The organism is Nocardioides eburneus (assembly GCF_040838215.1).
GTDB lineage: Bacteria > Actinomycetota > Actinomycetes > Propionibacteriales > Nocardioidaceae > Nocardioides > Nocardioides eburneus.
The window spans coordinates 1-17,665 of sequence record NZ_JBFPJR010000054.1 but is presented as its reverse complement, the minus strand read 5'-3'; the positions used below and the strand labels follow the sequence as shown (position 1 = coordinate 17,665).

15 protein-coding genes are annotated in these 17,665 nt (G+C 72.5%); 8 read left to right on the top strand and 7 right to left on the bottom strand.

Features of this window, described 5'->3' with window-relative positions; all coding sequences use genetic code 11:
• Positions 1 to 68: 68 nt before the first annotated feature.
• On the bottom strand, positions 69 to 434 hold the full coding sequence (locus AB3X52_RS18810) for a winged helix-turn-helix transcriptional regulator (protein ID WP_367995641.1): 366 nt from the start codon (positions 432 to 434) through the stop codon (positions 69 to 71).
• A 96-nt stretch (positions 435 to 530) separates the two neighbouring features.
• On the opposite strand from AB3X52_RS18810, the gene AB3X52_RS18805 reads away from it, so the two are divergent.
• Complete coding sequence (locus AB3X52_RS18805; protein WP_367995640.1) at positions 531 to 1,139, top strand: malonic semialdehyde reductase; 609 nt, start codon at positions 531 to 533, stop codon at positions 1,137 to 1,139.
• A gap of 178 nt (positions 1,140 to 1,317) precedes the next feature.
• On the opposite strand, the gene AB3X52_RS18800 is transcribed toward AB3X52_RS18805, so the two are convergent.
• The 4 genes from AB3X52_RS18800 to mfd all read right to left on the bottom strand — a co-directional run bounded on the left by AB3X52_RS18800 (position 1,318) and on the right by mfd (position 7,249).
• The gene (locus tag AB3X52_RS18800; RefSeq protein ID WP_367995639.1) at positions 1,318 to 2,265 is read right to left on the bottom strand and encodes a hypothetical protein; all 948 of its coding nucleotides are present in this window, start codon (positions 2,263 to 2,265) and stop codon (positions 1,318 to 1,320) included.
• A gap of 201 nt (positions 2,266 to 2,466) precedes the next feature.
• Positions 2,467 to 2,937, bottom strand: coding sequence for a MazG nucleotide pyrophosphohydrolase domain-containing protein (locus AB3X52_RS18795; RefSeq protein ID WP_367995638.1), 471 nt, complete (start codon positions 2,935 to 2,937; stop codon positions 2,467 to 2,469).
• Between the two features lie 2 nt (positions 2,938 to 2,939).
• Positions 2,940 to 3,512, bottom strand: a complete 573-nt coding sequence (locus tag AB3X52_RS18790; protein WP_367995637.1) for a DUF4916 domain-containing protein — start codon at positions 3,510 to 3,512, stop codon at positions 2,940 to 2,942.
• 128 nt (positions 3,513 to 3,640) lie between these two features.
• Positions 3,641 to 7,249: a transcription-repair coupling factor gene (gene mfd / locus AB3X52_RS18785; protein ID WP_367995636.1), complete on the bottom strand. Its 3,609-nt coding sequence runs from the start codon at positions 7,247 to 7,249 to the stop codon at positions 3,641 to 3,643.
• Between the two features lie 163 nt (positions 7,250 to 7,412).
• Here mfd and AB3X52_RS18780 point away from each other — a divergent pair, with 163 nt between their 5' ends.
• Positions 7,413 to 8,138, top strand: a complete 726-nt coding sequence (locus tag AB3X52_RS18780; protein WP_367995635.1) for an MgtC/SapB family protein — start codon at positions 7,413 to 7,415, stop codon at positions 8,136 to 8,138.
• On the top strand, positions 8,135 to 9,022 hold the full coding sequence (locus AB3X52_RS18775) for a M15 family metallopeptidase (RefSeq protein WP_367995634.1): 888 nt from the start codon (positions 8,135 to 8,137) through the stop codon (positions 9,020 to 9,022). Before AB3X52_RS18780 ends, AB3X52_RS18775 begins: the two co-directional genes overlap by 4 nt.
• Before the next feature lie 15 nt (positions 9,023 to 9,037).
• Here AB3X52_RS18775 and AB3X52_RS18770 read toward each other — a convergent pair whose 3' ends face one another.
• Entirely contained in the window at positions 9,038 to 9,838 is an 801-nt protein-coding gene (locus tag AB3X52_RS18770; protein WP_367995633.1) for a siderophore-interacting protein, read from the bottom strand.
• A 126-nt stretch (positions 9,839 to 9,964) separates the two neighbouring features.
• Between AB3X52_RS18770 and AB3X52_RS18765 the strand changes: the two genes are divergently transcribed.
• The gene (locus AB3X52_RS18765) at positions 9,965 to 11,176 is read left to right on the top strand and encodes a CaiB/BaiF CoA transferase family protein (RefSeq protein ID WP_367995632.1); all 1,212 of its coding nucleotides are present in this window, start codon (positions 9,965 to 9,967) and stop codon (positions 11,174 to 11,176) included.
• 32 nt (positions 11,177 to 11,208) lie between these two features.
• Here AB3X52_RS18765 and AB3X52_RS18760 read toward each other — a convergent pair whose 3' ends face one another.
• Entirely contained in the window at positions 11,209 to 12,000 is a 792-nt protein-coding gene (locus tag AB3X52_RS18760) for a 3'(2'),5'-bisphosphate nucleotidase CysQ (RefSeq protein WP_367995631.1), read from the bottom strand.
• A 177-nt stretch (positions 12,001 to 12,177) separates the two neighbouring features.
• On the opposite strand from AB3X52_RS18760, the gene AB3X52_RS18755 reads away from it, so the two are divergent.
• The 4 genes from AB3X52_RS18755 to AB3X52_RS18740 all read left to right on the top strand — a co-directional run.
• Positions 12,178 to 13,494, top strand: a complete 1,317-nt coding sequence (locus AB3X52_RS18755) for a nucleotide sugar dehydrogenase (protein WP_367995630.1) — start codon at positions 12,178 to 12,180, stop codon at positions 13,492 to 13,494.
• 14 nt (positions 13,495 to 13,508) lie between these two features.
• A complete protein-coding gene (locus AB3X52_RS18750) occupies positions 13,509 to 14,720 on the top strand; it encodes a glycosyltransferase family 4 protein (protein WP_367995629.1) in 1,212 nt (403 codons plus the stop codon).
• A 1-nt stretch (position 14,721) separates the two neighbouring features.
• The gene (asnB, locus tag AB3X52_RS18745) at positions 14,722 to 16,644 is read left to right on the top strand and encodes an asparagine synthase (glutamine-hydrolyzing) (RefSeq protein ID WP_367995628.1); all 1,923 of its coding nucleotides are present in this window, start codon (positions 14,722 to 14,724) and stop codon (positions 16,642 to 16,644) included.
• Positions 16,641 to 17,665: zinc-dependent alcohol dehydrogenase (locus AB3X52_RS18740; protein ID WP_367995627.1), on the top strand; the 1,025-nt coding region annotated here is incomplete at its 3' end. The genes asnB and AB3X52_RS18740, both read left to right, overlap by 4 nt.

Here is a 17,665-nt window from a genome sequence, read left to right as displayed (position 1 = left end):
GAAGGTGGGTGGTGAAGACGAGTGCCGCAGCAGCCTAGTGCCCCGCCGGCATCCGGATCAGCCGCGGGTCACGCCTCGGGTCGCACCTCGGCGCAGCCCTGCGCGGGCAGGTTGTTCTCCGCCCAGGTCGTGAGCGCCTCGAGCGCGGGCAGGAGAGCCTGGCCCGACTCGGTCAGCTCGTAGTGCACCGACACCGGAGGACCGGCGTCCACGCGGCGTACGACGAGATCCGCGGCCCCCAGCTCGGCGAGCCGCTCGGAGAGCATCGAGTCGCTGATGCCGTGGACCGCCCGCTTGAGCTCGGCGAAGCCCATCGGGCCGGTCGTGAGCGTGCCGAGAAGGACGCCGTTCCAGCGCTTGCCCAGGAAGCCGAACGCGCGGGCCAGCGCCGCGTTGCAGGCCTTGGGCTCGTGGACGATCTCGGACGTGCTCATGTGAGCAACACTACCCCGTCTCGCCACGGAATCGGGTGTTACTCTGATTTCAGAAGCAGCGGGAATATCCCTAGCCACCCAGGAGTTGCGAGCAGTATGACCGACACCATCTCCCTCGAGAAGCTCGACGAGCGCGGCCGCCAGATCGTCTTCACCGGCGCCCGCACGTCCAACACCTTCGCCGACACCCCGGTCTCCGACGAGGAGCTCGCCGACATCTGGGAGCTCACCCGCTGGACGCCCACCATGGCGAACACCCAGCCGATGCGCGTCGTCTTCGTGCGCACGCCCGAGGGCAAGGAGCGGCTGCTCAAGCACATGGCCGAGGGCAACCAAGCCAAGACCGCCGCCGCGCCCGCGACCGCGATCATCGCCTACGACAAGAACTGGCACGAGCAGATCCCGACCGTCTTCCCGATCAAGCCGGAGATGAAGGACTACTTCGCGGCCGACGAGGACGCCCGCCACGGCGCCGGCCACTTCTCTGCCGCGCTGCAGGCCGGTGCGTTCATCCTCGCGACCCGCGCCGCCGGTCTCGCCGCGGGCCCGATGGCCGGCTACGACAAGGACGGCATCGACAAGGAATTCTTCCCCGAGGGCGACTGGACCACCCTCATGGTCGTCAACATCGGCCACCCGGGCGAGAGCCCCTGGTTCGACCGGCTGCCGCGCGTCGAGGTCGAGACCGCCGTCGCCTGGGCCTGAGCCCTCCGAGTCGGCGTCGGGGGCCCCGCACAGCGACCCGCACAGAGACCCAAAGTGTCACCGTGACAGTTCTGGCGCGGAGTGACAGCTCTGAACTGTCACCCAACCCCGCAACTGTCACGGTGACACTTTGGTCCGCGGGGCCGTCGAGGTCTGCAGCCGCATCGGCTCCGCGTGGTCACTCACACGTACGACGCAACGGCACGATGCCGGCCGCCGCGAGGATCCGGGCGAGCCGGTGACGCGATAACGCGTCCTTCCAGCCCCACCGCACGCCACGCGGGCGGTGACGCCGGATCCGGTCCTCCCGAGACTTCTCGTCCCAGAGGACCTCAGCCGCCGACCGGCCTTGCGTGAACTCGGCAGCGAAGTACTTCGCCTCGCCGTCGAACTCACCGAACGTGTCCAGCGCTGGCCAGTCGAAGTCCACGACATCGTCACCGGGCTGGTCGCCACGCGGGAACCGCACCTGCAGGTCAGGCATGGGCACCTCCAGCAGTCGCATCTGGCCCCGGCTGAGCGACTCGCCGGCCGATCCGGAACGAGCATCCGCGAATCTCAGGTGACGCTCCGCGCGAGCGCGGCCCTTCGACCCCCGCGGGACGAGCCCGACGAGCGACTCGATGACCTCATCGTGGTTCTGCCCCCGCTCGGCCGCGATCTCACGGACAAGGTGGTCGAGCGGCAGCAGGACGCCGGGCAGAGAACCACTGGCGGCAATCTGGACGGCGGCCCAGGCGCGGGACGCCACCAGGAGTCCGTTGGCCAGGGTGATGACGTGCTCATCCGGGATCGCCGCGCGATGCACGCGAACGCCCGCCGTCGTACGCCGGGCCCGGCCCGGCTGCGTGACATGAACATCGGAGAGGTCTGCCGCCAGCTGTGGAGCGCCCCACAGCGCTGCCGCCGAGGCGTGGGTGAAGATCAGCTCAGTGGCGCGCGCATCAGCCGTCGCGAAGATCCGCAGACGGTGCGCCTGCGAGATGGAGAGCTTCACGTCCGCCGGGCGAAAGTAGCCGCGGCGCACCCGGGTGAGCGCGGGATCGCGATGTGGCGGCTCACCGCCCTCGAGGCGCCGGACACGGGACGAGACGAGCGAGTCGCGCGGGTCGTCGGATTCGGTCATGCCGTCAGCATCGACGCGATCGAGCTGCTCCGCATCCGTCGTAGGCCGCGCCTGTGGATAGCGTGCTGACCGCATCTGTCACGGTGACACTTTGGCCGCAAAGTGACACATCCGAAGTGTCACGCGCGCCGCCAACTGTCACCGTGACACTTTGGCCTGCAGGGCGGGTCACGCCGCAGTGGCTGCGCCGAGCTGGACCGGTCAGGGTGTACGGCGCTCGGCGGCCTTCGCGGACTGCCAGAGCTCCTCGATCTCCTCGATCGTGTAGCGGTGGCCCGACGCCCAGACCTCGTCGGCCTCGGGGCCGAAGACGTGCGGGTTGCGGCGGCGCATCTTGTCGGCGAGCCCGGCGATGACGTCGTCCATGGTGAACTCGCCCGCCTCCTCCGCGACGGCCGCGTGGAAGTAGACCTGCAGCAGCAGGTCGCCGAGCTCCTCCTTGAGGTGCTCCCAGTCGTGGGTGCGCTCACCCTCCTCGATCGCCTCGAGCACCTCCTCGGACTCCTCCCGGAGGTGCTTCGCGAGCGAGCCGTGGGTCTGCGAGGCCTTCCAGGCGCACCGCTCCCGCATCAGCCGCATCATGGCGAGGAACTCGACGAGGCCCTCCCCCGACGCGGCCGCCGACCGTCCCGGCGCGTCGGGGTCCGGCGTACGACGGTCGCTGTCGGCCATGGTCAGCCCAGCGCGCCCGCGTGGTGGAGGAGCTGGCGCAGGAGCGCGCCGCGTCCGCCCTCCATCTCGGCCGCGACAGAGTCCGCGACCGCCTCCGCGGGGCTCATCCACGTGAGCTCGAGCGCGTCCTGGCGCGGCTGGCACTCGCCGGACACGGGGACGACGTAGGCCAGGGCGACGGCGTGCTGGCGCGGGTCGTGGAGCCCCTCGCCGGGCCAGGGGAAGTATTCCGCCACCGCGGCGGGGACCGTCGAGAGCGGCAACACCGGGAACGCGGTGGGACCGAGGTCCTTCTCCAGGTTGCGCATGAGCGCGTCGCGGATCCGCTCGCCGTGGAGCACCCGCCCCGACACGAGCGAGCGGGTGATCGTCCCCGTCGTGGGTGAGCCGCGCAGCAGCAGTCCGACTTCCCTCACGCGGCCGTCGGGGTCGACCCGGACCGGGACCGCCTCGACATAGAGGATCGGCACGCGGCCGCGGGTCGCGGCGAGGTCGCCCTCGGAGAGCCAGGCCGGCGCGGACTCCCACCGCGGCTCGTCCCCGAACGACTCCTCTCCGAACGCCTCCATCGTCATGGGTCGATCCTGCCAGAGCGACGCCGCGCGCCATGTGCGAGACCATGGACCGATGGACGGACTGACGCTGGGCCCGGTGGGCAATGTCTTCCTCGGCCTGCGCCGGCCGCCCCCGTGATCCGCGGCGGTCAGGCGTCCTTCGGGGCGATGACCGCGTCGATGACCTGCGCCGCCCACTCGAGCAGCGCGATGCCGTCGAGCGGCTTGGCCGGGAAGCCGGAGGAGACCGGCCGAGGCACGAGGATGGTGTCGAGCTGGGCCTTGACCAGCGACTTGGGATAGAGCCGCTGCAGGCGTACGACGCGGGAGTCGGGCAGCTGCACCGGGAAGAATCGGACGTTCTTGCCGGCGATCGTCACCTCCTTGACGCCGGCGGCCCGCGCTCGCGCACGGAACCGGGCGACCAGGAGCAGGCTCTGCACCTCCTGCGGCGGCGGGCCGTAGCGGTCGACGAGGTCCTCGTTGATCGCGTCCACGTCGGCGTCGGAGCGGACCTCGGCGAGCCGCTTGTACATCTCGAGGCGGAGCCGCTCGGAGGGGATGTAGTCGTGCGGCAGGTGGGCGTCCACGGGCAGCTCGATGCGGACCTCGCCGAGCTCCTCGGGGCCACCGTCGGGGCCCCGCTTGAACTCGTCGACGGCCTCGCCGACGAGCCGGACGTAGAGGTCGAAGCCGACGTCCGCGATGTGGCCGGACTGTTCGCCGCCGAGCAGGTTGCCGGCGCCGCGGATCTCGAGGTCCTTCATCGCGATGGCCATGCCGCCGCCGAGGTCGGAGTGCTGCGCCAGGGTCGCGAGCCGCTCGTGGGCGGTCTCGGTGAGCGGCTTCTCGGCCGGATAGAGGAAGTAGGCGTAGGCCCGCTCCCGGGACCGGCCGACACGGCCGCGCAGCTGGTGGAGCTGGCTGAGGCCGAGGGTGTCGGCGCGCTCGATGATCATCGTGTTGGCGTTGGAGACGTCGAGGCCGGACTCGACGAGCGTCGTACACACGAGGACGTCGAAGCGCTTCTCCCAGAAGTCGAGCATGACCTGCTCGAGCTGCTTCTCGTTCATCTGCCCGTGCGCGGTGGCGACGCGCGCCTCCGGCACCAGCTCGCGGATCTTGGCCGCCGCCTTCTCGATCGACTGCACGCGGTTGTGGATGTAGAAGACCTGGCCCTCGCGCAGCAGCTCGCGGCGTACGGCGGCGATGACCTGGCGGTCCTCGTAGGCCCCGACGTAGGTGAGCACCGGGTGGCGCTCCTCCGGCGGGGTGGTGATCGTCGACATCTCGCGGATGCCGGTGATCGACATCTCCAGGGTGCGCGGGATCGGCGTCGCGGACATGGAGAGGAAGTCGACGCTGGTGCGCAGGCGTTTCATGGCCTCCTTGTGCTCGACGCCGAAGCGCTGCTCCTCGTCGACGATGATGAGGCCGAGGTCCTTGAACCGGATGTCGCTGTTGAAGAGCCGGTGCGTGCCGACCACGATGTCGACCGAGCCGTCGGCCAGCCCGGCCATGACCTCCTTCGCCTCCTTGTCGGTCTGGAAGCGGGACAGCGACCGGATGGTCACCGGGAAGCCCGACATGCGCTCGATGAAGGTCGTCGAGTGCTGCTGGACCAGGAGCGTCGTCGGCACGAGGAGCGCCACCTGCTTGCCGTCCTGGATCGCCTTGAACGCCGCGCGCACGGCGATCTCGGTCTTGCCATAGCCCACGTCGCCGCAGATCAGCCGGTCCATCGGCACCGGCCTCATCATGTCGCTCTTGACCTCGTCGACGGTGGTCAGCTGGTCGACCGTCTCCTGGAAGGGGAAGGCGTCCTCGAGCTCGCGCTGCCACGGCGTGTCGGGGCCGAACTGGTAGCCCTTCGTCGCCTGGCGCGCGGCATAGAGCTTGATCAGCTCGGCGGCGATCTCCTTGACCGCCTTGCGGGCGCGCGACTTGCGCTTCTGCCAGTCGGCGCCGCCCAGCCGGTCGAGGCTGGGCTGCTCGCCGCCGACGTACCTCGTGACCTGGTCGAGCGCGTCGGCCGGGACGTAGAGCCGGTCAGCCGGTCCGCCGCGTTTGCTGGCGCCGTACTCCAGCACGAGGTATTCCCGCGTCGCACCGCCGACCTCGCGCTGCTTCATCTCCACGAAGCGACCCACGCCGTGCTGCTCGTGGACGACGTAGTCGCCCGGCTTGAGCTCGAGCGGATCGATCTGGCGCTTGCGGCGCGCCGGCATCCGCTGCATGTCGCGCGTGGACGACTTCTGGCCGGAGATGTCCTCGCCCGTGAGGACGACGAGCCGGCTCGGCTCGTCGACGAAGCCGTGGTTGAGGCACGCCTGGACGACGGTGACCACCTGGTGGCGCGGCTTGCCGGTCTCGGGGTCGGTGGGGTCGGCGAGCCGGGCGGGCACGTCGTGCTCGCCGAGCACCTCGACGGTGCGCTGCGCCGGGCCGTGGGCGGGCTGGACCACGACGGCACGGAAGCCGTCCTCGACCCAGCGGCCGAGGTCCTTGATCGCCGCCTCGACGTCGCCGCGGTAGGCGTGGGCCGGCTGCATCGGCACCTTGCGGGTCGGAACACCCACCACATCCGCATCAAGCGTCGCCGAGTCGGCGTGCATGGACGCCGACTCGGCGTTCTCCTCCTCGATGCCGAACGGGCTGACCGACCACCAGGGGCGACCGATCGCGATCGCGTGGGCGCGGACGTCGCCGAGCTCGCGGTAGGAGGCGGCGCCCAGGTCGATCGGGGCCTCTCCCCCGCCCGCCGCGGCGGCCCAGCTCGCCCCGAGGAACTCCTCGCTCGTGGCCACCAGATCGTGGGCGCGCCGGCGCACGCGCTCGGGATCGAGCACGAGGACGTGGGTCTCCTCGGGCATGAGGTCGACGAGCAGCTCCATCTCGTCGACCAGCACCGGGGCGAGGGACTCCATGCCCTCAACGGCGATGCCGGCGGCGATCTTGTCGGTGAGCTCGATCAGGGTGGGGTGCTCCTCGCCGAGCCGCTTCGCCCGCGCCCGCACCTCGTCGGTGAGCAGCAGCTCGCGGCACGGCGGCGCCCAGAGCCGGTCGGCCTTCCCACCCTGGACGGGGTCGAGCGCGCGCTGGTCGGCGACCGCGAAGCGCCGGATCTCGTCGACCTCGTCGCCCCAGAACTCCACCCGGAGCGGATGCTCCTCGGTGGGCGGGAAGACGTCGACGATGCCGCCGCGCACGGCGAACTCGCCGCGCTTCTCCACCAGGTCGACCCGGCTGTAGGCCGCATCCGCCAGGCGGCGTACGACGTCGTCCAGGGACGCCTCCTGGCCGGGGACCAGCTCCACGGGCTCGAGGTCGCCGAGCCCCTTGACCTGCGGCTGCAGCACGCTGCGGACCGGAGCCACGACGACCCGGAGCGGCCCGTGGGCGGCGTCACCGGCCGACGGGTGGGCCAGCCGGCGCAGCACGGCGAGCCGGCGCCCGACCGTGTCGCTGCGGGGGCTGAGACGTTCGTGCGGGAGGGTCTCCCAGCTCGGGTAGTAGGCCACGCTGTCGGGCTCGAGGAGGTCGCGCAGGTCGGAGACGAGGTCCTCGGCCTCCCGGCTGGTCGCGGTGACGGCCAGCACCGTGCGCTGCTGGCGGACCAGCCCGGTGACGAGGAACGGCCGCAGCGCCTCGGGTCCGGTCACGTCGAGCGCGAGCACCCGCCCGCCGGCGGCGTCCTTGACGACCTCGGCGAGCGTCGGCTCGGCGAGGACCTTGTCGGCGAGGGCGGAGAGCTGCACAGATGACTCCGGGGGTGAAGAAGGGCGTGAAGAAGGGTGCGGCGCACAACACGAGCGCCCCCGTTCGAGGACGAACCGGGGGTGTGGAAGCGAGTCTACGTCCGCGCACCGACAGCCTCCGACGCTCCCCGTGCCGGCGCCGGGCGTCGCTAGGCTGGACCGGATGCACGCGCTCGCACTCGGTGAACCGACCGGCCAGGGCTGGACCCAGCTCGGCGAGCTCGGCCTCGCCTTCGTGCTCTCCACCTGCATCGGGCTCGAGCGCGAACTGCGGCAGAAGGCCGCCGGGCTGCGCACCCACACGCTGGTCGGGGTGGGCGCAGCGCTCTTCATGCTGGTGTCGAAGTACGCCTTCACCGACGTGCTCGGCGACGGCGTCGTCCTCGACCCCTCGCGCGTCGCGGCCCAGATCGTCAGCGGCATCGGCTTCATCGGCGGCGGGCTCATCTTCGTCCGCCGCGACGTGGTCTCCGGACTGACCACTGCGGCGGCGGTCTGGCTCACCGCCGCCATCGGGTCGGCCGCCGGCGGCGGCCTGCCGGTGCTCGCCGTCGGCACCACGGTCCTCTACTTCGTCGCCGTGCCGGGCTACACCGCGCTGGTTCGCCGCCTCCCCGGCTCCCGGCTCTCGCCGTCGGGCCTATGGTTGGACTACCGCGACGGCCAGGGCGTCCTGCGCCTGGTCGTCGCCGAGTGCACGACGCGGGGCTTCGTCGTCAGCCATCTCAGCACCCAGCACGCCGGTCCCGACGAGCACCACCGGGCCGGCGTCGTACGCCTGTGGATCGAGGTGCAGGGGCGCGGGTCGCTCCCCGAGCTCGCCGCCGCCCTCGGAGGACTCGACGGCGTGCTCGACGTCGACGCCGGGGCCGGGGCCGGAGCCGAGTGAGACGTCCCGTCCGCTGGCTCACCGTCCTGCTGGTCGTCCTGTCGGTCCTGACGGCCTGCGGGGGTGTGCAGACCGCGCCCTCGCGGACGTCGCGGCCGTCTGCGACGCGTTCACCGCAGACACCAGCACCGGGCAGCCCAGCACCGAGCAGCCCGAGGACGAGCAGCCCAGCAGCGGGGACCGTCCCGCCGAGCTGGCTGGGGACGCGGCCGCTGCCCCGCGCGGCGGACGGGTACGGCGTCGTACGCCCCACGCCCGCCGCCCTACGCCACCGCCGGTTCACGCTCCCCGACACGCTGCCGATGCTGCCGGGCATGGGCTTCGCCAGCCGCGTGCGGACCGCGCCGACGGCGGTGCTCGCACGCTCCACCTGGGTGCCCGGCTGCCCGGTCTCGCGCGACGAGCTCGCCTGGGTGCGGCTGACGTTCTGGGGCTTCGACGACCGACGCCACACCGGCGAGCTGCTGGTCAACCGGGCCGTCGCGGACGACGTGGTGTCCGTCTTCCGCACGTTGTACGACGCCCGCTGGCCGATCGAGCAGATGCGGATCACCACGAAGGCGGAGCTCGAGCGGGACCCCACCGGCGACGGCAACGACACGGAGTCGTTCGTCTGCCGACCCAGCACCGGCCAGACGTCAGGCTTCTCCCAGCACGCCTACGGGCTGGCGATCGACGTCGACCCGTTCCAGAACCCCTACCTCAAGGGCGACCGGGTCCTGCCGGAGCTGGCGTCGGCGTACCTCGACCGCTCACGCCGCGCGCCCGGCGTCATCCATCCCGGCGACGTCGTCACCCGGGCGTTCGCGCGGATCGGCTGGGGCTGGGGCGGCGACTGGCACTCGCTGAAGGACTTCCAACACTTCTCCTCCACCGGCCGCTGAGGCCCGCGCCGGCACTCACGAGGCTGTCGTCTCGGCGGCGGCGAGGTCACGCTTCCAGGCGCGGAAGCCCTCCTCGGTGCGCCCTCGGCGCCAGTAGCCGGAGATCGACACGTCCTCGCGCGGCACGCCGCGCTCCTTGAGCAGGTAGGGCCGGATGCCGTGCATGACGGCCTGTGCCTCGCCGTGGACGAAGGCGTGCACGCGGCCCGCGCGCCACGGCAGCGCGCGTACGGCGGCGGCCAGCGCCGGCTCGTGGCCGTAGGCGTCCTCGGCCGCCTGATGGGTGGTGGTGCCGCCCTGCAGCCAGGTCACCTCCACCCCGGCCGGGGCGTCGAGCGGCTGTTCATGACCGACGCCGGCGATCTCGACGACGACGTGACCGACGGCCTGTGCCGGGAGCGCCGCGAGCGCGGCGCGGATGGCCGGCAGGGCGGACTCGTCGCCGGCGAGCAGGTGCCAGTCCGCGGCGGGGTCGGGGGCATAGGCGCCGCCGGGGCCGCGCGCCACGATCGTGTCACCGGGCTGCGCCTGCGCGGCCCACGGACCGGCGACGCCCTCGGTGCCGTGCACGACGAAGTCGATCGTCAGGGTGCCGCGCTCGAGGTCGGGCTCGAGGGCCGTGTAGGTCCGCAGCACCGGGCCGTCGGGGGTCTCGAAGGCGAGCTTGACATAGCGGTCGGTGAAGACGCTGCCGTCGAAGGCACCCAGGTCGTCGGAGCGGAACCGGAGCCGGACCATTCCGGGCGTCAGCCGCTCGGCGGCGGTCACGACGAGCGGCGTCTCGGGCTTGGCGGGGCGAGCAGGAGGTGGGGTCACATAGGCGAGCCTAACCTCATCACCCGATCCTGCGTTGCGGCCCCGGCCACGGCATAGGCAGCGACGAACGGTCGCTGCACCACTCGGTATTGGACGACCCGGCCCCGCCACGTCGATGCTGCTGCTATGACGGCCATCACACCCGAGTCCGGACTGCTTCCCCTCGACGGCATCACCGTGGTCTCGCTGGAGCAGGCGGTGGCCGCCCCGATCGCCACGCGCCACCTCGCCGACCTGGGCGCGCGGGTGATCAAGCTGGAACGGGTCGGCGAGGGTGACTTCGCGCGGCACTACGACGGCGAGGTGCGCGGCCTGGCGAGCCACTTCGTGTGGCTCAACCGCGGGAAGCAGTCGGTGGCGCTCGACCTCAAGAGCGCCGAGGGACGCGACGCCGCCCGGCGCCTGGTCGCCTCCGCCGACGTCTTCGTGCAGAACTCCGCGCCGGGCGCCGCCGAGCGGCTCGGCCTCGGCCCGGAGGAGCTGGCGGCGGCGTACCCGCGACTCGTGATCGCGAGCATCACCGGCTACGGCTCGTCCGGGCCGCTCCGCGACCGGAAGGCCTACGACATGCTCATCCAGGCGGAGGCCGGGCTCGTCTCGGTGACGGGCACGCCCGACGCCGCGGCCAAGACCGGCATCCCGACCTCGGACATCGCCGCCGGCGTCTATGTCAGCCAGGCGGTCCTCGCCGCGCTCTTCCGCCGGGAGCGGACCGGCCGCGGCGGGGCGATCGAGGTGGCGATGTTCGACGCCACCGTCGAGTGGCTCGGCCACCAGCTCTACATGCGCCTGTACGGCGGCAAGCAGGTCGCCCGGATGGGTCTCTCACACGCCTCGATCGCGCCCTACGACGCCTATCCGACCGCCGACGGCGAGATCCTGATCGGCGTCCAGAACGACCGCGGCTGGCGCGCGCTGATGGCCGACGTCCTCGGCCGCCCCGACCTCGTCGACCATCCCCACCTGGCGACCAACGTCCTCCGGGTCGCCCACCGGGCCGAGTGCGACGAGGCGGTCGCGCGCGAGACCCGGCGGTTCGCCACCGCGGACCTCGAGGAGCGGCTGGCCGCCGCCGGCGTCCCCGCCGCCCAGGTCAACGACCTCCAGGGCGTCGTCGACCATCCGCAGCTCGCGGCCCGCGAGCGGTGGCGCAAGGTCGACACCCCGGTCGGCCCCATCGAGGGGCTGCTCCCCCCGATGACCTTCGGCGACGTCGAGCTCCCGATGGGACCGGTCCCCGACCTCGGCGAGCACACCGACGAGGTCCTCCGCGAGGTCGGGTACGACGACGCGACGCTCGAGGACCTCGCCGCGCGCGGCGTCATCGGCCGCGCCTGAGCCGACGACCGGCCTCACGCTCGAGCCGGCGTTCAGGCGATGCCGTGCTCCTTGACGAACGCGACGATGCGCTCGGCGAGCTCGGGCCGGCAGACGATGAGGTCGGGCAGGTAGACGTCGTCCTGGTTGTAGCGCAGCGGCGAACCGTCGACGCGTGAGGTGAACAACCCCGCGGCCGCGGCGACGGCGACGGGAGCGGCGGAGTCCCACTCGTATTGCCCGCCGGCGTGCACGTAGGCATCGGTCACGTCACGGGCGACCGAGATGACCTTGACCCCCGCGGAGCCCATCGGGACGAGCTCGGCGCCGAGCTCCTCGGCGAGCGCCTCCACGAACGCCGGCGGACGGCTCCGGGAGACCGCGATGCGAGGCCGGGCGTCCGGGTCGCGCGGGGGCACGACGGGCGGGTGGCCGGTGTGGAAGACCTCGCCCAGCGCCGGCTGGGCGACCGCGCCGGCCGTCAGCCGACCGCCGTCCACCGACTCCCAGAGGGCGACGTGGACGGCCCAGTCGTCGCGCGGCGGCTCGGAGAACTCGCGGGTCCCGTCGAGCGGGTCGATGATCCAGACCCGGTCCTTGCCGAGACGCTCCTTGGAGTCCTTGCCCTCCTCGGACAGCACGCCGTCCTCGGGACGGTAGGTCGCGACGAGATCCATCAGCAGCGTGTGGGCCGCGAGGTCGCCGGCGTCCTTGAGCGCCTTGCCCTCGAGGCCCTCCTCACGGACCTCGAGCAGCCGCTTCCCGGCGGCGTCGGCCAGCCAGGCGGAGAGCAGGTGGTCGTCAGCGAGGACGTCGGCGGACGGAGTTCCCGGGTCGAAGGTCACGGCGCACACCCTAGCCGCCGAGCCCACTCCCCAATTCCGGGGATCGCTCCGCCAGACACCGCGAAGAGCCCCGGCGGCGAGGCGAGGTTGGAGGCCGCAACGGACACACCGGACACATCGGCCGTCACATCGGCCGGACACATCGGCTGGACACATCGGAAGTGGGGGGACGTGGACATGAAGGTCGCTGTCTTCGGGCTCGGGTACGTCGGAACGGTCACCGCCGCGGGGCTCGCGGCGTGCGGCCACGAGGTCGTCGGTGTCGACGTCGACCGCGGGAAGGTCACCACGCTCAGCGAGGGCCGCAGCCCGGTCGTCGAGCCCGACCTGGAGGAGCTCGTCGCGGAGGGGGTGCGCGAGGGCCGGCTGTGGGCGACGACGTCCGCCGCGTCCGCCCTCCACCAGGCCGACGTCTCGCTCATCTGCGTCGGCACGCCGTCGGGCCAGCACGGCCAGACCGAGCTCGCCTACCTCGACCGGGTGCTCGCCGACATCCGCGCGGTGATGTGGACGGTCTCGCCACCGCGCTCGGGCCACCACTCGGTGGTCATCCGCTCCACGGTGCCGCCCGGCACCGGCGCCCAGCGGGTCGCCCCGGTGTTCGCGGCCGAGATCAGCGGCTGGAGCGTCGGGACGGCGATGGTGCCGGAGTTCCTGCGGGAGGGCTGCGCGGTCAGCGACTTCCTGGAGCCGCCGTACGTCGTCATCGGCACCGACGACCTGCGCACCCGCGCCCAGCTCGAGGAGCTCTTCACGTTCGCGGACGCGGCGATCCACCAGGTGAGCGTGCCGACCGCCGAGGCGCTGAAGTACGCCTGCAACGCCTTCCACGCGACCAAGGTCTCCTTCGCCAACGAGCTCGCCCGGGTCTTCCGCGGGTACGGCGTCGACAGCCGCGAGGTGATGGAGGTCTTCGTCGCCGACGCCAAGCTCAACATCTCGCCGGCCTACCTGCGCCCCGGTTTCGCGTACGGCGGCAGCTGCCTGCCCAAGGACCTGCGCTCGCTGCAGTACCTCGCCCGCACGAGCGGCGTCGACGCCCCACTGCTGGCCGGGACAGCGCTGACCAACGACCTGGTCGTCCGCGACGTCGTGGAGCAGGTCATCGAGACCGGCGCCCGGTCGGTGGCGCTGCTCGGCCTGAGCTTCAAGCCGGACACCGACGACCTGCGCGAGAGCCCGTACGTCGAGGTCGCCGAGCGGCTGATCGGCAAGGGCTTCGACGTCCGGATCTGGGACCCGATCATCAACCCCGAGCGCCTCGTCGGCGCCAACCTCGAGCACGTCCGGCAGCGGCTCCCGCACCTGAGCGCGATCCTGGCCGCGACGCCCCAGGAGGCGCTCGCCTGCGCCGAGGTCGCGGTCGTATCCTCGACCGAGCCGGCCGCGGTCAGCGCCCTCCTGGCGGCATCGCCGGCGCACGTCATCGACCTCGTCGGCCGGCTGGGCAAGGACGTCGAGCGGCTCTCCGGCTATGCCGGCGTGGCCTGGTGAGCGGGGTGGAGACCATGACCCCCCGCGTCCTGATCGTCGTCCAGAACCTCCCCGTCCCCTTCGACCGGCGGGTCTGGCTGGAGGCGCAGACCCTCCGCGACGGCGGCTACGACGTCACCGTGATCTGCCCGACCGGCCACGGCACCCGGCGCGGCCGGTCGGTCATCGACGGCATCACCGTGCACGCCTATCCGCCGTACGCCCCCGGTGGCGGGGCGCTCGGCTACGTCCTCGAGTACGCCTGGTCCTTCCTCGCCACCGACCGGCTCGTGCGCCGCGCCCGCCGGGCCGGACGGTTCGCGGTCATGCAGGCCTGCAACCCGCCGGACATCTTCGCAGCCATCGCGCGGCGGCTGTGGCGGCGCGACGGCACCCGGTTCGTCTTCGACCACCACGACCTGTGCCCGGAGCTGTTCCGCTCCCGCTGGCCCGGCCGCGGCGGCCTGGCCCTGCGCGGCCTCGAGCTGCTGGAGCGCGCCACGTTCCACACCGCCGACCACGTGATCTCCACCAACGAGTCCTACGCCGCCCTCGCCCGCTCCCGGGGCGGCAAGCAGCCCGAGCGGGTGACCGTCGTCCGCACCGGCCCCGACCCGGTGCGCCTGCGTCCGGTCGCCCCGGACCCCGAGCTGCGCCGCGGCCGGCGCCACCTGGCGGCCTACGTCGGCGTGATGGGCCCCCAGGACGGCGTCGACGTCGTCCTCGCGGCGGCGGACCACCTCGTGCACACCCTCGGCCGCACCGACATCGCGTTCGAGCTGATGGGCTCCGGCGACTGCCACGAGCAGCTCATCGCCGAGCGCGACCGGCGCGGGCTGCAGGAGTTCGTCCACCTGCCGGGACGCGTCAGCGACGACTACCTCGCGACCGCGCTGTCCACCGCCGACGTCGGCCTCTCCCCCGACCCGCTCAACCCGCTCAACGACCTCTCGACGATGAACAAGACGATGGAGTACCTCGCCTTCGCCCTGCCCGTCGTCGCCTTCGACCTCGTCGAGACCCGGGTCTCCGCCGGCGACTGCGCGGTCTATGCGGACCCGCGGGCGGCCGACCCCGTCGTCGCGTACGCCGAGGCGCTCGCCGCGCTCGTCGACGACGAGGAGGGCCGCGCCGTCATGGGCAAGCGCGGGCGCGAGCGGGTGGAGCAGCAGCTCGCCTGGGAGCACCAGGCGCCGGCGTACCTCGCCGTCTACGACCACCTCTGCGGCATCACCGGGCGGGCCTGACATGTGCGGAGTGGCGGGCGCCTTCCAGCAGGAGGACGGGAAGCGGGTCGTGGCGGCGATGACCGACCGGCTGGCCCACCGGGGCCCGGACGCGGGCGGGCTCGTCGAGCTGGTGACGCCGCGCGCGGCGGCCGTGCTCGGCCACCGGCGGCTCTCGATCATCGACCCGACCGCGGGGGCGGACCAGCCGTTCGCCCGGGACGGTCTGACGCTGGTCTACAACGGCGAGCTCTACAACTTCCGTGAGCTGCGCCGGGAGCTCGAGGGCCGCGGGGTGACCTTCCGGACGAGCTCCGACACCGAGGTCGTGCTGGCCGCCTGGCGGCGGTGGGGCACGGACGCGCTGCGCCGCTTCCGCGGGATGTTCGCGCTCGCGGTGTACGACGAGGCGGCGGCGACCCTCACGCTGGCGCGCGACGGACTCGGCATCAAGCCGCTCTACGTCATGCCTCGCGGCGACGGCGTCGTCTTCGCCTCCGAGCTCAAGGCGCTCGCGACCGCGCTCGGCGACGAGCTGAGGGTCGACCCGACCACGATGGTGGCCTCGACGCTCTACTACTGGGTCCCGCCCACCCGCTGCGCCCTCCAGGGCGTCAGCCCGTTGCCCGCCGGCACCTGGGAGACCCACCACGCCGACGGCCGCACCGTCCGCGGCACCTTCTGGGACCCGGTCGCCGAGGCGGCGAAGGCCGCCGCGGGCCCCGCCCCCGACCTCCGCGCCGTGGTCGAGGAGTCCGTCCTGGCGCACCTGGTGGCCGACGTACCGGTGGCGACGTTCCTCTCCGGCGGCCTCGACTCGAGCATCATCACGGCGCTCGCGCACCGGCAGGACCCGTCGCTCGAGGCCTACACGATCGCCTTCCGCGCGGCCGACCAGCGCCTCGAGGCGATGCCGGACGACGCGCACTACGCCCGCCGGCTCGCCGCCCACCTCGGCCTCACGCTGCACGAGATCGAGCTGCAGCCCGACGTCGCCGCGCTGCTGCCGCGGATGGTGGAGATCCTCGACGAGCCGATCGGCGACCCGGCCGCGATCAACACGCTGCTCATGTGCGACGCCGCGCGAGAGGCCGGGGTCAAGGTCCTGCTCTCCGGGATGGGCGCCGACGAGCTCTTCGGCGGCTACCGCAAGCACCTCGCCTGCCTGATCGCCGCGCGCTACCGGCGTACGCCGCGCGTCCTGCGCCGCGGCGTGCGCCGCGGTGTCGACGCGCTGCCGGTCGCCGCCGGCGGCCGCGGCCTGCGCACGGTCCGCTGGGCCCAGCGGTTCTGCTCCTTCGCCGACCTGCCGGAGGAGGAGGCGTTCCGCCGCTCCTACAGCCTGTACGACGCCGGCGAGCTGCGGGCGCTGCTCGATCCCGACCTCGGCGCGAGCGTCGACGCGCTGCTCGCCGAGCACGCCGCGACGTACGACGACCGCCCGGTCGGGTTCGACGCCCCCGGCGAGCTGGTCAACCGGATGTGCCTGGCCGACGCGCGGCTGTTCATGCCGGGGCTCAACCTGAGCTACACCGACCGGGCGAGCATGGCCGCCTCCACGGAGGTCCGGGTGCCGTTCGTCGACCGCGAGGTGTTCGCGGCGGCGTTCGCGCTGCCGAGCAGCGCCAAGGTGCACGGCCGGACCCAGAAGGCCGCCCTCAAGGACGCCGCGCGCGCCTGGCTGCCGGCCGAGATCGTCGACCGCCCGAAGGCGTCCTTCGGCGCCCCGCTGCGGGCGTGGGTCTCCCACGACCTGCGTGAGCAGCTCGATGACGTGCTGGTCGGCGGCGAGCTGGTGTCCACCGGCTTCCTGAGGGCGGAGTCCGTGAGCCGACTCGTCACCGACCAGCACACCAACCGTCGCGACACCAGCAAGCAGCTGTGGCAGTTGCTGTCGCTCGAGCACTGGTACCGCCAGATCCGCACCCGAGGAGTCACCGGATGAAGCACGTGGCCCAGAACTACAAGACCGGCGAGCTGAGCGTCCTGGACGTCCCCGAGCCGGCCTGCCGCCCCGGCGGCGTCCTCGTCCGCTCGCTCTATTCACTGATCTCCACCGGCACGGAGCTGATGAAGGTCTCCGAGGCCCGGCTCTCCCTGGTCGGCAAGGCGAAGGCCCGCCCCGACCAGGTACGCAAGGTGCTCGACTCCGTCGCCCAGCAGGGGCCGATGGCGGCGTACCGCAAGGCGATGGGCAAGCTCGACTCCTATACCCCGCTCGGCTACTCGCTGGCCGGGATCGTGACGGAGGTCGGCGCCGGCGCCCAGGAGCAGGCGGAGTTCGCGGTCGGCGACCTGGTCGCCTGTGCCGGCAACGAGTTCGCCCTGCACGCCGAGGTCAACTGGATCCCCACCAACCTGTGCGTCACGGTGCCCGACGGGGTCGCGCCCGAGCACGCCGCCTTCGCCACCGTCGGGGCGATCGCCATGCAGGGCGTACGCCGTGGCGAGATGCAGCTGGGCGAGACTGCCTGTGTCATCGGGCTGGGCCTCGTCGGCCAGCTGGTCGTCCGGCTCCTGGTGGCCTCCGGCGTCAGGGTCGTCGGCGTCGACACCGTGCCCGACCGCTGCCGGCTCGCCGAGAAGGCCGGCGCCCTGCTCGCCGCCGGCCCGGACGCCGAGGGCGCCGCCCGCCTCGAGCGTGCGCTCGCCTCGGTCGGCCCGGGTGTCGCCGGCGCCGACGTCGTCTTCCTCGCCGCCGGGGGGCCCACCAACGGCCCGGTCGAGCTGGCCGTGCGGCTGGCCCGCGACCGCGGCCGGGTCGTCGACATCGGGAAGACCCGCCTCGACCTGCCGTGGAACGACTACTACGAGAAGGAGCTGGACGTCCGCTTCTCCCGTTCCTACGGTCCAGGCCGCTACGACGACGCCTACGAGCTGGACGGTCGGGATTACCCCCCGGGGTATGTACGCTGGACGGAGAGGCGCAACCTCGCGTGCTTCCTCGACCTGATCGCCGCGGAGTC

What these genes read in the sequence shown, in the direction of transcription:
- AB3X52_RS18800 (WP_367995639.1), bottom strand. Translation starts at nt 2,265, where the DNA reads ATGACCGAATCCGACGACCCGCGCGACTCGCTCGTCTCGTCCCGTGTC.
- AB3X52_RS18750 (WP_367995629.1), top strand. Translation starts at nt 13,509, where the DNA reads ATGACCCCCCGCGTCCTGATCGTCGTCCAGAACCTCCCCGTCCCCTTC.
- AB3X52_RS18795 (WP_367995638.1), bottom strand. Translation starts at nt 2,937, where the DNA reads ATGGCCGACAGCGACCGTCGTACGCCGGACCCCGACGCGCCGGGACGG.
- asnB (WP_367995628.1), top strand. Translation starts at nt 14,722, where the DNA reads ATGTGCGGAGTGGCGGGCGCCTTCCAGCAGGAGGACGGGAAGCGGGTC.
- AB3X52_RS18780 (WP_367995635.1), top strand. Translation starts at nt 7,413, where the DNA reads ATGCACGCGCTCGCACTCGGTGAACCGACCGGCCAGGGCTGGACCCAG.
- AB3X52_RS18790 (WP_367995637.1), bottom strand. Translation starts at nt 3,512, where the DNA reads ATGACGATGGAGGCGTTCGGAGAGGAGTCGTTCGGGGACGAGCCGCGG.
- AB3X52_RS18765 (WP_367995632.1), top strand. Translation starts at nt 9,965, where the DNA reads ATGACGGCCATCACACCCGAGTCCGGACTGCTTCCCCTCGACGGCATC.
- AB3X52_RS18810 (WP_367995641.1), bottom strand. Translation starts at nt 434, where the DNA reads ATGAGCACGTCCGAGATCGTCCACGAGCCCAAGGCCTGCAACGCGGCG.
- AB3X52_RS18755 (WP_367995630.1), top strand. Translation starts at nt 12,178, where the DNA reads ATGAAGGTCGCTGTCTTCGGGCTCGGGTACGTCGGAACGGTCACCGCC.
- AB3X52_RS18805 (WP_367995640.1), top strand. Translation starts at nt 531, where the DNA reads ATGACCGACACCATCTCCCTCGAGAAGCTCGACGAGCGCGGCCGCCAG.